Raw genomic sequence first — 15,744 nt, 5'->3', positions numbered from 1 at the left:
ATTACACCTTTCTTTTTGCATGTCTATATGTTCGTGGGGTCATGCCATAATGATTTTTGAATACACGTGTAAAATAGTTGCTCGTCATAAATCCACACGTGTGGGCGATTTCCTTGATTGATAAGGTTGAATTTTTTAAGAGAGACGCAGCCTTTTTTAAACGAACGGAAATCAAGTAAGAACGGAATGATTGACCTTCGCGCTTCTTCAATTGTTCGCTAAAATAGCCGGGGCTTTGCCCGATTGCCTGACCGACTTTAAAGAGGGTAAGGGTTGGGTCTTCCAATTGAGACGTTATATACACTATCCCCCGTTCCACTGCATCCATACTTCCTGGTTCATGAGTGACGGTGGAATGAATAAATAAATACAAATCTTGCACGATGGTCGAAATGGTCGGCCCGTGCAAAATCGCTTCATAAAGCTTTTGATAGGCTGTTTCGTCTTCGCCGCGATCGAGTTGATAAGTACGCATGTAACGGCGTACTTGAGCTAAAATGCTCGTCAAACGGGTCCGCACGAGTTGAGGCTCCGGGAAGGGACTTTCGTAACTGAGAAAATGTCGATAAAGCCAGTCTTTGACCTTTTTTGTGTCCTTTTGCGCGAGCATGTCCACCCACTCCCGCTGTTCTTTTGGTGTGAGAAAGGGATCAATTTTTTTCCAATCGAGTGGACGATCGTAGGAGTATACCTGGGTAAACCCTTTATAGAAGGTGATCGGGATCAGGGCCTTCGTTTGCTTGTAAAGATCGGACACACAACGTGACTCCGGCGTATGAACAATGGCAGCTAGTGGGAGAGATGGATATTGGTCGTGCCACCTTTCAACCAGCTGTCGTACTTCTTTTAATAGAGATGAAGATTCCTGCGTGCTTAAGGTGAAGGTCCAGTCGCTTAGAGGAAAAAGCGGTCCAGGATACGATTGTACGTGTAAAAAGTCAAAGAGCTTTACGTTCGAGTCAGGGTTCGAGAGGGCAAAGGCGACCGCCTTAAACGCACGACTATGGTTTTTTTCCACAAATAGGTCTTCATACACGACGGAGTGAGTGTTCGTGGTTCGTTGAATAAATTGAGTTTGTTTGGTCGCGGTTTTTAGTAAGGCCTGTAATTTGGTCGGTGTGTGTGGTGTGATGAGCAGGTCCAGGGCTTGCATTTTAAGGGCGAGTAGGGCTTTTTCGTATGTTGGTTCGTTGGTGGTGGCGATGATGGCTGTATGGTTGAGACTTTGAACCTTGGTTAGCGTGTTGGTTTCCGTGAGCAGATCGAGTTCAACGATTAAAACGTCCGGGACGGCTTGATCAAGAGTGGTGAGCATGTCTTCACTTGTATGAACGGTGGTTGTGTTTGTAAAAGGAAGGGTGGAGCGCTCAATCAACCACTGAATGCCTTGGCACTCTTCTTGATCTCGGTCGGCTATGAGTAGAGTTGGCATAGTCATCTCCTCCTGAGAGTTAGGTTTCGAGATGGGGCGATGGATGTCCTGCTTTTGAATATGGCTTACTAAAAAGGATTCATATTTGCATGGGCCGTTAACCATACATGGACTTGGTGAAAAAAGGCTGTATGGGTCTTGGTGGTTGTGGTATCGTAATCGTTGTTTGTGAAAGAGTACCAAATATATGAAACAATAGATAAAACGAAGGGGGATGGACCAGTGAATATCCATTTTGACTTTTTACACTTAGGGGTGTTGTTGATCACTGCGCTGATTTTGCACCAGAAAAGTGAAAATGAAGACTACGGTTATTTGAAACTTTTAGGTTACATATTGTTAGGCGGGTTCAGCTTTTGGATTAACGAGTTTCCGATTCCACTCGGGATTTTCATTGCGTTGATGTTGGTGAAAAACGCTTCCCTGAACCAAGAAACGAAGCGAACTGGAGCGATTGCAGGGTTGATCATTAACTTGGTGTTTTGGCTGATCTTTTAATAGTAGTGATGGATTACCGTCGCTTTCTTTTGCGCACATTCAAGTACACATTGTAAAGAAAAACGAAGGTGCTGGCAGCCAGTAGGGTTATGCTTGTTTGGAGTAGGGGGAAAATGAGATCGAGTGCAAATAGGTCGAGCAAATGTCCGGTCAAAAAGAAGGCGAGACTCCCGTTATACAGCCAAAAATGAAGGTGTGCGAGCTTGTTTTCTCCTGCTTTAGGGAAGAAGTGAAAAATGATACCTGTTAAAGCGAGTGTGGCCCAACCGAACAGAGCGGTGTAAATAAACAGGTGAAAAGGGGCTGTGTCTCCGGTCAACGTCATGTACATCACAATCGCCACGCTGATGGCAAAATAGATGATTGCTGATTTGATAAAGCGAATGCCCATACGTTTACCTCCTCTTTAAGTAGAGTGGTAAAGTATATGCAACGAAACGTGCTTTTTTCACAAAGAAAAAGATGGAGAGAGTGTTAGAGTTGAGTTCGTTTGAGGTTTAGTCGAGTTAGTATTGCACTTAGTCGAGTTAGTTTCGCACTTAGTCGAGTTAGCACCCCCTCAAGTCAAGTTTGACCTCTCGGAGTAGCTTTCCCCGCCCCCCAGTGGAAAGGAAGAGGCAATTTCCACAATCCCTCCAAAGACAAAAAAAGACTTGGAGATCAATTCTCCAAGTCTTACGCTATATTTACCTAACATTCATTTCAGAAGGTTTTGGTCCTTTGCGTTCACCGCGGTCAAGCTCGTTGATGGCGTTCATTTCATCAGCACTCAATTCAAAATCAAACACATCGAAGTTTTCTGTGATTCGTGAAGGGGTCACGGATTTTGGAATCACGATGGAGTCATTTTGTAGGTGCCAGCGAATCACCACTTGAGCTGGAGTTTTATCGTGGGCTTTGGCAATGTCTTGAACGACCTTGTCCTCAAGAACGTCGCCCCCTTGCATGAGAGGACTCCATGCTTCAACGAAAATGTCGTGTTTTTTACAGAACGCCTTCAGCTCGTTTTGAGCCAAATAAGGGTGGCATTCAACTTGGTTTAATACAGGTTTCACGTCGCACTCGTCAAGAATACGCTCGAGGTGCTCGATATCAAAGTTACATACGCCGATCGCTTTCACTTTACCGTCATGATAAAGCTTTTCGAGGGCTTTGTATGTATCCACGTAATCATCGAACTCAGGAGTCGGCCAGTGAATCAAATACAAGTCAACATAGTCTGTACCAAGACGCTCGAGACTTTCGTCAAAAGCTTTTAACGTTTCGTCATAGCCTTGATCGGAGTTCCACACTTTCGTTGTCAGGAAAATATTTTCACGTGGAACACTGGATTGGCGAAGGGCCTTTCCAACACCACGTTCGTTTTTATAAATCATGGCTGTATCAATGGAACGGTAGCCAGTGTTAAGAGCATTTGTGACGGCCGTGACGGCACGATCATCTTCCACTTGCCACACACCAAAGCCAAGCTGAGGCATGCTAAGTCCGTTATTTAACGTTACGTTTGTCATCGCGCAATTCCTCCTATTTTGTCGATTCATCGAATAGTATAGCACAGCACCACCAATTTGGAGAAAAGAAAGCGCTTCAGGTTGACTGAATATCAGAATGTTCATACAATAAAGGAGAATGCGTAATCGGCATGACAAAATCTAAAACAGAACAGGTGATGAGCCATGATCGGCTTCATTTGGATAAAAAACAAGAGAGACTTGGACGAAAAATCGGATTGATTTTTTGAACCAAGTCTCTTTTTTCATGCTTTATTTCGGTGCTTCAAGAAAGGTAGGGAGAGAAACATGGTTATTTTAACAGGGAAGCATTTGACGTTGCCGCAATTTGATCGTGTTGTCAACGGTAAAGAGAAAGTCAAATGGGAACAAGACGCGATGGAGAGAGTCATGAAAAGCCGTGAAGCGGTGGACAGAATCGTTGCGAACGGAGACACCGTTTACGGAATCAATACAGGGTTTGGTAAGTTTAGTGACATTCGGATTGAAAAGAACGATGTGGTCGCCTTGCAACGAAACCTTATCTTATCTCATGCATGTGGCGTTGGGGAGCCATTTTCTGAAGATGTGTCTAGAGGCATGCTTCTTCTTCGGGTAAACACGATGCTAAAAGGCTTTTCTGGCGTGCGCCCGGAAGTGGTCGAGCAAATTATCGCTTTTTTAAACCACGGCATTCATCCGGTTGTTCCGTCCCAAGGATCTCTTGGGGCAAGCGGTGATCTCGCTCCCCTCGCTCATCTCGCTCTCGGCCTGTTAGGTGAAGGAGATGTGTGGGTGAACGGACAGAAGGTGTCGGCAACGAAAGCGCTGAGTGACGCAGGATTAAAGCCTCTCGTGTTAGGGGCAAAGGAGGGCCTCGCTCTTATTAATGGCACGCAGGCGATGACGAGTGTGGGGGCTCTCACATACCTCGAAGCAGAGAAGCTTTTCGCGTGTGCCGACCTGATTTCGGCTATGACATTGGAGGGGCTTCGGGGCATTGTAGACGCCTTTGATGAACAGATTCACTTGGCCCGTGGTCACGGGGAACAGACGAAAGTGGCTGCTCGCATTCGAGAAATAGTAAAAGACAGTAAACTCGTAACTCGTCAAGGAGAACTGAGGGTACAAGACGCCTACTCTCTTCGGTGCATTCCTCAAGTGCACGGAGCTAGCTACGAAGCTCTTGGTTTTGTAAAAAAACAGTTGGAAACGGAAATGAACGGAGCAACGGATAATCCTCTTATTTTTAACGACGGTGCAAAGGTATTGAGCGGAGGGAATTTCCATGGTCAGGTGATTGCCTTGGCCATGGATGTAATGGGAATCGCCGTGGCTGAGATGGCGAACATCTCGGAGCGTCGTATCGAACGTCTTGTAAACCCGCAGCTAAACGACTTGCCGGCTTTTTTGAGTCCGCGGCCGGGGCTTGAATCGGGAGCGATGATCATGCAATATGTGGCTGCATCACTCGTGTCAGAAAACAAAACACTGGCTCATCCGGCAAGCGTCGATTCGATTCCCTCATCTGCCAACCAAGAAGATCACGTGAGCATGGGGACAACAGGCGCGAGGCATGCCCGTATGATTGTAGGAAACATGAGAAGAGTGATTGCCATTGAGATGATTTGCTCCATGCAAGCAGTGGAGCATCGAGGCGTGAAGCTCATGGCCGACCGGACGCGCCGTTATTATAAAGAGGGTAGGAAAGTGGTTCCTTCTATTAAAGAAGACAGAGTTTTTTCACGAGATATTGAGCGGATGGCGGCGTGGTTGGGGGAGTAAAGGAGTAGGATGGAGTGGGTGAGGGGGACTATCCTGTAAATAAAAGAAGTGAAGCCGTTAGTCCGTAGCTCCAACCGGTGAAAAGAAGCACTCAACCCGTTAATGAGGACAGCAAAGCCGTGAATCCAACGCTCCAACCCGGTAATCGCTCAAATACATCTGCTCATAACATGGAAAAAGAGACCAGAAGCGACCCTATCGGTTTATTCACCTATGCAGATAGACCAAACATGATAGGGGCAATTAGGTATCTCAACCATTTTGATGAGAAAAATATAAAACACCTCACGAGTGATAGATTTACGGAATAGGATGCCTTAACTTAGAAAGAAATGAGGCAACTATGAAATGGGTATTACAACATTAATTGAATCTTTTACGAATGACACTCCGATTCTTATTCCAGTGGACCAAGAGTCGGGGGAAGGGATTGCATCTCCCTATCCATCAGAAATAAACGTGAACATGCCAGGAACAATCATCAAGGTGACTGTTACCTTAAATGATCTTTCGCATACCTTTCCTGATGATATCTTTCTTTTACTCGTATCACCTAATGGTCAATCGTTAAGACTGATGGGGGATGCGGGGGGCTCTGATGAAATAAATAATGTTACGATAACGTTTGACGATGATGCCAATGAACCATTGCCAGATGATGATCAAATTGTGAGCGGCACCTACCTCGTAAGCAACTATCCAATTTTTCCACCACCAGCACCTCAAGAGGAATTAAGTATTTTTAACGGAGTAAGCCCGAACGGCACTTGGCAACTGTTTGCATTTGATGATGCAGGTGGAGACGTTGGGGTTATGGCTGGCGGCTGGACACTTACGATCACCACACTACTTTAATTTAGGGGAGTGAAATGATGGATCCAAAAATGGAAAAAAAAATTAGAAAAGTGATAGATAAGTATCCGAAACTAACAGACAGTGGGATTGCAAAGAAATTCAGTTTTCCTAAAGAAAATGTGAAGACGGTAAGAGCAAAGTAACGATTCTTAAACTTAGCTGGACAGTAATAAAAGAAAACGTGATAACTAATTAGCATAAAAGAGGCCCGCACCTTGAAAGTGTGGCTTTTTTTGTGGGCAGAGACTATGTACGAGCAATACGTGTACCATTACTCACTTATGTAATCTAAACATAAAGTCCAGTAGGACCACCCAACCTGATAATTGTTAACGCGCAAATACACTGCCAGAACATAGAAAGAGAGACAAGGAAGTGAGTAAAGAGGAGCTTCTTATTATCTTCGTGGGGGGAAGGGCTAACTCGAATCTAATTTGATTAAAGAGGTTGTTAACTCGACTAAACCCCTAACCCTCGCTCTCCAAATCCAGCCCACCACCTCGCTCCCACCTACAACTGGCCAATCGCCTCCAACGCGATCCCCATTTCATCCTCAACGGCTTGTTTCACCCAGTCCGTATCCGGGTTGTAAGCTTCACGCAAATCGTCATCAGCATAGCCGTCAATAGCGAGAATTGCCCCTGCTTCCACACCTCTAAGTGTCGCAATCGTATAGAGGGCTGCATTTTCCATCTCCACCGCCAAAACACCGGCTTCTTTGTAGGTGTTATGAGGGAAGGTGACGACCCCGTTGTAAAAGGCGTCCAATGTAAGAGTGATGCCTTCTGCGATATCGGCATCAACGCGGTCCGCAGCCTGTCTGAGCTCCTCTACTACATACCTTGAGGCAACGGCAGGGAAACCTTCAGGTACGAGTTGTTTCGATAATCCGTCACAGCGAACGGCGGCAGAACTGATCACAAGTGACCCCGGTGGAACGTCTTTTTGATATGAGCCCGCTGTACCAACCCGAATGATCGTCCGGACGCCACCTTGAATAAGTTCTTCAAAACAAACCGCAGCGCCTGGGCCACCAACGCCATGACTGGCAACGCCGATAAACGTATCATCACGAAGACGACCGCGGTACAGGTGATATTCCCGATTTGAAGCGAGCTGTTCTGATTCTTTTAACTCGTTGGCGATGGCTTTCGCCCGACCGGGATCGCCGCATACGAGAAAGCGGTCAGGTAATTCTTCTGCATGTACTTTCAGGTTAGGCAAGTAGGGTTTAGTCATAGTCTTTTTTCTCCCATTCATCTTCAGGAATTGGCAAGTCTTCACCGGAAAAGCGTTCTTCCTTGAACGGGTCTCCCCGCAAATGAAATCCGTTGTCTTCCCAAAATCCCGGTGCGTTTTCATCCATAAATTCAAAGCCTCGAAGCCACTTCACGCTTTTCCAAAAATAAAGATGAGGCACAACGAGTCGTAGAGGCCAGCCGTGTTTTTTCGTCAACGGCTTTCCTTCAAAGCTATGAGCAAGAAGAATGTCTTTTTCCATTAAGTCTTTTAGTTCAATGTTGGACGTATAGCCAATATCCCCGTGAAGCATCACGTAGTTGCTTTCTGGTTCGATGCCAAGTTCCTTTAAAAAGTCTTCGAACAACACACCCGAAAACGTGTTGTCAAACCGTGACCACCTGGTAACGCAGTGAATGTCACAGGTCACATCCGTTTGAGGCATCTTCATGATGTCCTCATACGTGACGGTGATTTCTTTGTTCACTTTTCCAGTCACTTTTAACGTCCAGTCATCCAAGTTGTATTCCGGCACGTCCCCTTCGTGTAAGATCGGGAAACGTTCAGTCAATACTTGGCCAGTTGGTAAACGACCATTGTGTGCTGGATCGACTTTAGGGACTTTCATCTTTTTGATACGATCGGCTTTATTCATCAATTCTCATCTCCTTTAACGTGAACTTTGTTCGTTTGAATAGTTCGTTTCAACCCCTCGTCCTCGGACGAAGAACATGACAAGTAAGGTTAAGATATAAGGCAACATGCTTGTAAGTTGAGTTGGGATCGAAATGCTCTGAAGACGGGTACTTATGGCATCGGCCAGTCCGAATAAAAAGCTTGCTCCGAGCACGCCGAACGGGTGGGACTGCCCAAGCATCGTCGCAACGAGTGCGACAAACCCCCGACCCGCTGTCATCCCTTCTGAAAACATCGTTACTTGCCCGAGTGAGAGTTGAGCACCGGCCAAGCCGCATAATAAGCCACTAAGACCGAGAGCACCGTACTTGATTGCGTTTGTGCGAATACCAAGACTGTTTGCAGCTGCTTGATTGTACCCGACACTTAGCAAGCGAAAACCGGCTACGGTTTTATATAAAAAGAAGTAAAGAACAAATGGAAGAGCGAGAGCCACGTAAACGAGAGGCGTCTGACTTTGAAACAAAACACCAACGGCAGGGATGTCCGAAAGTAGTGGGACATCAACGCGGGGCAGTCCTCTCATGGACGAATCATAAAAAGCCCCTTTTACATCAAAAATGGTTCTCAGTAGAAACGTCGTAAGCCCGAGAGCGAGGAAGTTGATGGCGATCCCCACGACAATTTCGTTTGCCTTTAACTGAATGGTCATGAAGGCGAGCAAAAAAGAAAAGATCATTCCTGACAACATGGCCACAGTCACGGCCACAATCAAGTTATCTGTAAAGTAGTTCCCCACAATCGCACTGAACGCCCCGATTAATACAAGCCCCTCGAGGCCGACGTTAAACACGCCCACTCTTGCACATAACAAGCCGCCCAATGCTGCCAAAAGGATCGGTGTAAACATGCGCATTGTTGAATGAAGTAACGATAAATCAAACAGTTCCACTCGTGCTCACCCCCGCTTTCTTTCGTCGTTGCCACCACGTGATGCTGAATTTTGCAGTGATAAACAAGATGAGTGTTGCTTTAATCACATTAGCAATTTCAAGAGGCACATCCGTGTTTCGTTCGAGCCCAAGTGAACCCGTGTGAAGAGCCCCGAGAAACAAGGAAGCAAATACAATGGCAAGTGGATGGGATTTGGCTAAAAGGGCGGCCATAATCCCGGACCAAGCGTAACCGGGGTCTGTGAGAGAACCGTCAACGAACCGGTATTGAGATCCAAGGACTTCAAACACCCCTGCAAGGCCTGCGAGCCCGCCACTAATGAGCATGCTGTGTAACATCATTTTTGTTTTCGATACGCCCCCGTAAAAAGCAAATGACGCATTTTTTCCACTCATCATAATGTCGTACCCAAAGGAGGTGTGCTTCAACATCACGTATAAAACGACCGCCAATAATAGGGCAATCACAAAGCCCCAATGAACCGTCATCCCGGTAAAGAGCTTTGGAAGCCGGGCGGCCGGATCGAGCATGGCCGTTTGTGAAAGAGCGGCTGATCCCGTTCGATCTTGAAACGGAAAGCTTACCAAGTAACTGGCGAACAACACGACAATGTAATTCAACAAAAGAGTTGAGATGATCAGTTGAATTTGAAACCTAGACTCCATCCATCCGGCAAGCATGGACAGTCCGCCCCCCACAAGAAAGCCGGTCGTGATGGCGGCAAGCACTTTAACAAAGCCCGGCCCTGGTAAATAGATCGCGACCAAAGACGCAGTCACGGCGGCTAAAACCATTTGACCTTCCCCGCCAAGGTTGAATACACCGGCGCGAAACGCAATGCCGACTCCTAAAGCGATAAGCAAAATCGGTGTCGCATTTGCCAATGTGGAAGAGAAGAGGTAGAAGTTGCCGAATGCCCCGTTCCACATTTGAATGTATGTAGTAATCACAGGCGCACCGGAAACAATCATGGCGATAGCCCCTACCACGGCACCAATCGTAATTGCGATTGTTAATTGTAGAATGGTTTGAATCTGTTCGTTACGCATGAACGGTCCCTCCGGCCATTAAGATGCTGATTTTCTCTTCGGTTGCTTCATCTCTGGACAGCTCTCCAACGATTTTCCCTTCAAACATGACAACGATTCGGTCAGAGAGGGTGCGAATCTCGCTCAACTCAGAGGAGACGAGAAGAATGGATGCTCCTTCGTTTCTCCTCTCAATCAGGGCTTCATGAATACGTTCCATGGCGCCGATATCAACGCCTCGTGTAGGCTCTGCCGCGATCAAAAAAGAAGATTCATGACCAAGTTCACGAGCGACGACCAGCTTTTGAATGTTACCGCCAGATAATTGATCGATCTGCTGTTGCAGAGAGTTCGTCTTAATCGCGAACTGCTCGATCCATTTGGTCACAAGAGGGCGAAACCTACGCCTATTGATTACCCCGCGCACGCTTTGATAAGCGTCGATATATTGGTACCCCATGAGGGCATTTTCTGCAACGGAGGCACTTTTGGCGATGCCCCATTGATACCGATCTTCCGGGATGTGAGAGATGCCTTTTTGCCGTCGTTCGTAAACAGTCAGTTCATTTACCGACTCCCCATCCATTGTCACGTCTCCTGACTCAATCGGAATAAGCCCCGTAATCGCTTGAATTAATTCCGATTGCCCATTGCCTGAAACCCCGGCAATTCCGACAATCTCACCTTGTTTTACTTGAAGAGACACATGATGGAGAGTAGGCTTTTCTCCTTTTTCTCCGACCACAACGTTCTTTACTTCAAGGTGTGTGGCCCCGTTTTGTGCCGCGCGAGGAGGCACCTCCTTTAGATCGCGGCCGACCATGAGAGTGGCCAATTCATCTTCAGACGTTTCATCCACGTGCCGGCTGCCCGTCACTTCGCCGTTTCGAAGGACCGTAATCCGATTGGCACAGGCCATTACTTCTTTTAACTTGTGAGTAATGATGATGATACTTTTTCCGGAAGTAGCAAGAAGCTTTAACGTGTCCATAAGCCCCTTAACTTCGTGAGGTGTTAAAACGGCCGTGGGCTCGTCAAGAATAATGGTTTCAGCCCCTTGATACAGAACCTTGAGAATTTCAATGCGCTGCTGCTCCCCAACGGAACAATGTTTTACTTTTTTAGTTGGGTCGATGGTCATTTTGTATGAAGCGGCGAGCTCTTTCACTTGGGAGACTGCTTTTTTTCGGTTAAATAAACCGGCGGATGAAGGCTCATGTCCGATGACGATGTTTTCAGCCACCGTCAAATGCGGAAACAGCATAAAATGTTGGTGGACCATGCCAATCCCGCGCTTGATCGCCTCCGTTGGTGAAGAAAAACGGACCGGTTTGCCGTTAACATAAAGGCTGCCTGACGTCTGTTCTTCAAGGCCGTAAAGGATTCGCATAAGGGTGGTTTTTCCGGCACCGTTTTCCCCTATAATGGCATGAATTTCAGCGTCTTGAAGAGAGAACGTGATTTCATTGTTGGCATAAAAATCTCCATACTTTTTTGTTACATTCTTCATCAAAATTCGTTCACTCATCCACTTCCACCTCGTATGTAAAAAATGCAGTGAGAAAGTTCATGTTACATGAACTTTCTCAAGGGTTTACTCCCCAGATAGGGGATTTTCAACTACCAATTCACCAGCGATGATTTGGTCTTTTATTTGCTTCACTTCCTCAATCACGTCTTCTGATACAAAGTCATGAAGAGGAGTTTCACTTTCGTGCGTAATGTAGGTCACCCCGACGCCTTCGTCTTCCAATCCATACGCGACAACGCCCGGTTCAAAAGTGCCTTCCACGAACGACTTGATCGTTTCGTATGCAGCTGCGTCTGTTCCTTTCAGCTGGGATAAAACAACATGATCCGGGTTGACGACAGTACGGTCGATGTCTTGACCGGACGTGTAAAATCCTACTTCTGCTGCTGCTTCAAAGACACCCAGGTCCCCAACGGCGGCAGCACCTGCAATGAAATCAGCTCCGTTTGAGGCTTGCAGGAGGGCCAACTCTTTTGCCCTGGCCGGATCGTCAAAACCACCTACATAATTGAGGAGAAACTCAGCGTCAGGGTTCGTTTTCTTCAATCCTTCTTCAAATCCGACGGTCCATTTTTGCAACAGTGGAATGTCTGCCGCGGCAATCATACCTACCTTGTTGGTTTCTGTAGATAAACCGGCAGCCGCCCCGAGGAGGTAAGCCGCTTCGTGTTCTTTAAATGTGACACTTTGAACATTTGGTAGATCCACAACCGTATCAATGATGGCAAACTGCTGATCCGGATTTTCAGAAGCCACTTTCGTCAATGCATCTTCTGATTCAAATGACGACGTGATGATCAAGTCGTACCCTTCAGAAATCGCCACACGCAGGTTATCTTCAATCGCCGCATAGTCAGTGGACTCAATCGTATTTACACTGACCCCGTATTCCTCAGCGGCAACATTCGCTCCTTCGTCCATCTGTTGAAAGAACGGATTCACTCCGATTCGTTCAGGGAGGATAAGTGCCACTCGGAGCTCGTCGCCACCATCGGCTTCGGCACTCGCTTCTACTTCAGGCTCCTCGTTTCCCCCGCATGCTGCTAAAACAAGAAGTACCGCTAGTGATAAAAAAGCCAATAATTTGATTTTCATGAATGTCCCTACTTTCTTGTGAGTTTTTGTGTGGGTAAAAATAAAAAAGCCTCTTCCGAAAAAGGAAGAGACTTAAAAGAACAGTACTCCCCCTTATCTTCGGAGCACAATTGTGCTCGTCAGGAATTGGCACCTTTCTGTAATCGCGCTTACAGTGGTTGCCGGGCTTCATCGGGCCAGTCCCTCCGCCGCTCTTGATAAGGAATCAAGATCATGCTTTATTTGTTTAAATCGATAACGCTATCTTAGTAGGAATAAATCAGAATGTCAATACTATTCTGATTTTTTGTCGAGAAAAGGGGGGAGTAGGGGAGGAATTCGGTTAAAAGGAGGCTAACTCGACTAAAGGAGGAGCTAACTCGACTAAAGCCGCCCCTAACTCGACCAAAGCACCCCACCCCCAAAAACCCCCTTCCCAACCCCACCCCAATCCTCTATCATGTACTATTAGATATTGGGACATAGTAAAAACAATCAATCGAACACACGAAAGGAGCTAACCCAATGACAGAGCTCCTCATCCTCATGCTCGAACGCCTGGGGATCATCGTCACCGTCGCCTTTCTCATGACCCGGATCACTTATTTTCGCCACATTCTCGACCGGTACGACGTGACGTTTACTCAACGACTCAAAATTACGCTCTTATTCGGATTGTTTGGCATCATCGGTACATATACGGGCCTTGCGGTGAGCCCGAACGACCATACCTTCAACGTTTGGACATGGGACCTGGCCGACGACGAAGCTCTCGCAAACTCCCGCGTCATCGGTATCGTGGTGGCCGGCCTTCTCGGCGGTTGGCGCGTCGGCACAGGAGCAGGAATCATCGCCGGAGCCCATCGCTATGCCCTAGGAGGCTACACCGCCTTTGCGTGCGGAATCTCCGCCGTCATTGCGGGCATGCTCGCAGGTCTTGTTCACCGATTCGTCAAAAAGAAGCGAATCGTTTCTTTACCCGTGGCACTTGGAGTTGGAGCCCTTTGTGAAGCCATTCAAATGGGCATTATTCTGTTGGTCGCCAACCCCTTTGATCAAGCTCTCGCCCTCGTGCAAATGATCGGCATGCCTATGATACTCGCCAACGGAGTAGGGGCCATGATCTTTATCCTGATCATCCGAAGTGTTCTGCGAGAAGAAGAGCGAATCGGTGCCGCCCAAACCGAACGGGCTCTTCGCATTGCCGATCGAACCGTGAGCCACCTTCGTAAAGGCCTCACACCCGAATCGGCCAAAGCCACCTGCGCCATTCTCGTAAAAGAAGTAGGAGCCGTAGCCGTATCGATCACGGACAAAACCCGTATTCTCGCCTTTGAAGGGAAGGGGAAAGACCACCATCCCGTGGGCAGCGTGATCCAAACACCTGCCACGAAAACCGTGATCGACACAGGAGCCATTATCGAAGCCAAATCACAAGACATCGCCTGCACACACCCAGGCTGCCCGATCCGCGCCGGCATCATCGTCCCCCTCAAGCAAGAAGGGGACACCATCGGCACGCTCAAATTTTACGTGAGCTCGGAAAAAGACATCACACCTACAAAACGAGAACTCGTCAAAGGCGTATCCCGGTTCTTGAGCAACCAGCTTGAACTGGCCCGCGTAGACGAGCTCAAAACGCTGGCAAACGAAGCAGAAGTCAAAGCCCTTCAAGCACAAGTGAGCCCGCACTTTTTGTTCAACGCCCTAAACACGATCGTATCCATGATCCGAATCGACCCAGGCAACGCCCGGAAGCTCCTTCTCCAATTGTCCCGCTACCTCAGGCAAAACCTGACGAGCACCAAACGAGAACGAGCCACCCTACATGACGAACTCGAACACGTCAAAGCATACTTAACGATCCAAGAGGCGCGATTTCAAGACACACTACGCGTCACATACGAACTGGACAACCATGCACTCAGCCAGACCGTCCCGCCCATGACCCTGCAACCACTCATCGAAAACGCCATGAAACACGGCTTTGAAGGTAAAAAAAGACGAGACACGTTCGAACTCACTGTCTCCATCAAAGCGAAAACCGATGGAGCTACCCGTGTAGAAATCAGAGACAACGGCGCAGGCATAGGCGAGAAGCGACTCGAGGAAGTAAAAAAGCAGCCGGTAGAATCAAAGGAAGGAACCGGACTCGGTCTGTACAACGTCAACCGCCGCCTCACTCTCATGTTCGGACAAACGAGCGAGCTGAACGTGGAAAGTTCGGAAGGAGAAGGCACAACTGTCTTTTTTACCATATAAAAAGACAGTGAAAAAGTAAAAGGTCGAACTTTTTCACTGTCTTTTAGAAAGGAGGAGAACGCCCATGATACGCACAATGATTGTCGACGACGAACCACTAAGTCGCCACGAACTCGTTCATTTATTATCGGAGTATAAAGATATTCACATCGTTGGTCAAGCCGGCTCAGGGGAAGAAGGGCTTGAGCTCGCCCTCAAGCTCGCACCAGATGTGATTTTCCTAGACATTGAAATGGCTGAAATGAGTGGCGTTGAGATGGCTAAGTCTCTCCAACAACTTAAGAAAGTTCCGGCAATCGTCTTTGCCACCGCTTATCCGGACTACGCGGTAAACGCCTTTCGCTTGGAGGCTCTCGATTACTTGCTAAAGCCTTTTGATGAAGATCAACTCAAAGAAACCGTTGAGCGGATCCGCGCATCTCAACAAGGAACAATGGTTGCACATCCGGAACCGAAAAAAATCTCACGTCTTGCCGTCGAACGAGAGGAAACGATCACCTACCTAACACCAGAAGAGATCGATTACTGCTTTCGTGAAGGAAAAGACACAAAAGTGTGCGTAGGTAAAACGTGCTACTCAACGCGCTTAACCTTAAGAGAACTGGAAGAAAAGCTCGGCTCTCATTCCTTTTTTCGCACTCACAAAGGCTACCTCGTTAACCTTGAGCGAATCGAGTCCCTCACCCCGTGGTTAAACGGCGCTTACCAAGTAAAAGTCCGAGGAGGAGCAGGGGATATTCCTGTAAGCCGGAATTATGTAAAAGAGCTTAGACAGTTGTTGGAGATCTAGAGTAGAAAGGATAAAAGAAATGCTTCACCCAAATTCAACCTCCTCGCCCAAGCCCAAGACCCCTAGCTAGGGGTTTTTACGGGTAGGTGGTCGTTTTTCTACGGAAAGGCTCTCAGATTTACGGGTTCCTCAACTTTTTTCCCAGGTTTAAAAGGTTTATTCCCGGGTTC

At 47.4% G+C, this 15,744-nt stretch carries 15 protein-coding genes and 1 riboswitch; of the genes, 6 read left to right on the top strand and 9 right to left on the bottom strand.

What is annotated here, in order from left to right; translation table 11 throughout:
* Position 1: 1 nt before the first annotated feature.
* A complete protein-coding gene (locus G476_RS0116015) occupies positions 2-1,432 on the bottom strand; it encodes an AraC family transcriptional regulator (RefSeq protein WP_026690989.1) in 1,431 nt (476 codons plus the stop codon).
* A gap of 222 nt (positions 1,433-1,654) precedes the next feature.
* On the opposite strand from G476_RS0116015, the gene G476_RS0116010 reads away from it, so the two are divergent.
* On the top strand, positions 1,655-1,930 hold the full coding sequence (locus tag G476_RS0116010; protein WP_026690988.1) for a hypothetical protein: 276 nt from the start codon (positions 1,655-1,657) through the stop codon (positions 1,928-1,930).
* A 13-nt stretch (positions 1,931-1,943) separates the two neighbouring features.
* Here the strand turns inward: G476_RS0116010 and G476_RS22965 are convergent, their stop codons facing one another.
* On the bottom strand, positions 1,944-2,321 hold the full coding sequence (locus G476_RS22965) for a hypothetical protein (RefSeq protein WP_051314875.1): 378 nt from the start codon (positions 2,319-2,321) through the stop codon (positions 1,944-1,946).
* Between the two features lie 295 nt (positions 2,322-2,616).
* The gene (locus tag G476_RS0116000; RefSeq protein WP_026690987.1) at positions 2,617-3,441 is read right to left on the bottom strand and encodes an aldo/keto reductase; all 825 of its coding nucleotides are present in this window, start codon (positions 3,439-3,441) and stop codon (positions 2,617-2,619) included.
* 288 nt (positions 3,442-3,729) lie between these two features.
* Between G476_RS0116000 and hutH the strand changes: the two genes are divergently transcribed.
* From hutH to G476_RS24090, 3 genes are all read left to right on the top strand, one after another.
* On the top strand, positions 3,730-5,205 hold the full coding sequence (gene hutH, locus G476_RS0115990) for a histidine ammonia-lyase (protein WP_026690986.1): 1,476 nt from the start codon (positions 3,730-3,732) through the stop codon (positions 5,203-5,205).
* 348 nt (positions 5,206-5,553) lie between these two features.
* Positions 5,554-6,060 carry a proprotein convertase P-domain-containing protein gene (locus tag G476_RS0115985; RefSeq protein WP_026690985.1) on the top strand — a complete coding sequence of 169 codons (507 nt, stop codon included), beginning with the start codon at positions 5,554-5,556 and terminating at the stop codon, positions 6,058-6,060.
* A gap of 14 nt (positions 6,061-6,074) precedes the next feature.
* The gene (locus tag G476_RS24090) at positions 6,075-6,203 is read left to right on the top strand and encodes a hypothetical protein (RefSeq protein WP_281170466.1); all 129 of its coding nucleotides are present in this window, start codon (positions 6,075-6,077) and stop codon (positions 6,201-6,203) included.
* Positions 6,204-6,570: 367 nt separating this feature from the next.
* Here G476_RS24090 and G476_RS0115975 read toward each other — a convergent pair whose 3' ends face one another.
* From G476_RS0115975 to G476_RS0115950, 6 genes are all read right to left on the bottom strand, one after another.
* The gene (locus G476_RS0115975; protein WP_026690984.1) at positions 6,571-7,299 is read right to left on the bottom strand and encodes a nucleoside phosphorylase; all 729 of its coding nucleotides are present in this window, start codon (positions 7,297-7,299) and stop codon (positions 6,571-6,573) included.
* Positions 7,292-7,954, bottom strand: coding sequence for a sulfite oxidase-like oxidoreductase (locus G476_RS0115970; RefSeq protein ID WP_026690983.1), 663 nt, complete (start codon positions 7,952-7,954; stop codon positions 7,292-7,294). Before G476_RS0115970 ends, G476_RS0115975 begins: the two co-directional genes overlap by 8 nt.
* 15 nt (positions 7,955-7,969) lie before the next feature.
* Positions 7,970-8,887, bottom strand: a complete 918-nt coding sequence (locus G476_RS0115965) for an ABC transporter permease (protein ID WP_026690982.1) — start codon at positions 8,885-8,887, stop codon at positions 7,970-7,972.
* Positions 8,874-9,938 (bottom strand): ABC transporter permease, encoded by a 1,065-nt coding sequence (locus tag G476_RS0115960; protein ID WP_026690981.1) that lies wholly within the window; start codon positions 9,936-9,938, stop codon positions 8,874-8,876. Before G476_RS0115960 ends, G476_RS0115965 begins: the two co-directional genes overlap by 14 nt.
* Positions 9,931-11,445, bottom strand: coding sequence for an ABC transporter ATP-binding protein (locus tag G476_RS0115955; RefSeq protein ID WP_026690980.1), 1,515 nt, complete (start codon positions 11,443-11,445; stop codon positions 9,931-9,933). Before G476_RS0115955 ends, G476_RS0115960 begins: the two co-directional genes overlap by 8 nt.
* A 66-nt stretch (positions 11,446-11,511) precedes the next feature.
* Positions 11,512-12,543, bottom strand: a complete 1,032-nt coding sequence (locus G476_RS0115950) for a BMP family lipoprotein (protein WP_026690979.1) — start codon at positions 12,541-12,543, stop codon at positions 11,512-11,514.
* 90 nt (positions 12,544-12,633) lie between these two features.
* Positions 12,634-12,747: riboswitch (SAM riboswitch) on the bottom strand.
* Between the two features lie 321 nt (positions 12,748-13,068).
* On the opposite strand from G476_RS0115950, the gene G476_RS0115945 reads away from it, so the two are divergent.
* The gene (locus tag G476_RS0115945) at positions 13,069-14,784 is read left to right on the top strand and encodes a LytS/YhcK type 5TM receptor domain-containing protein (protein ID WP_342664066.1); all 1,716 of its coding nucleotides are present in this window, start codon (positions 13,069-13,071) and stop codon (positions 14,782-14,784) included.
* A gap of 64 nt (positions 14,785-14,848) precedes the next feature.
* Complete coding sequence (locus tag G476_RS0115940; RefSeq protein ID WP_026690977.1) at positions 14,849-15,574, top strand: LytR/AlgR family response regulator transcription factor; 726 nt, start codon at positions 14,849-14,851, stop codon at positions 15,572-15,574.
* Positions 15,575-15,744 lie beyond the last annotated feature (170 nt).

Origin of the sequence: Alteribacter aurantiacus DSM 18675 (assembly GCF_000429705.1) — a bacterium.
GTDB classification, from domain to species: Bacteria; Bacillota; Bacilli; order Bacillales; family Salisediminibacteriaceae; genus Alteribacter; species Alteribacter aurantiacus.
Note: the sequence above shows the minus strand (reverse complement) of the source record. Positions and strands in the feature narration are given on the sequence as shown.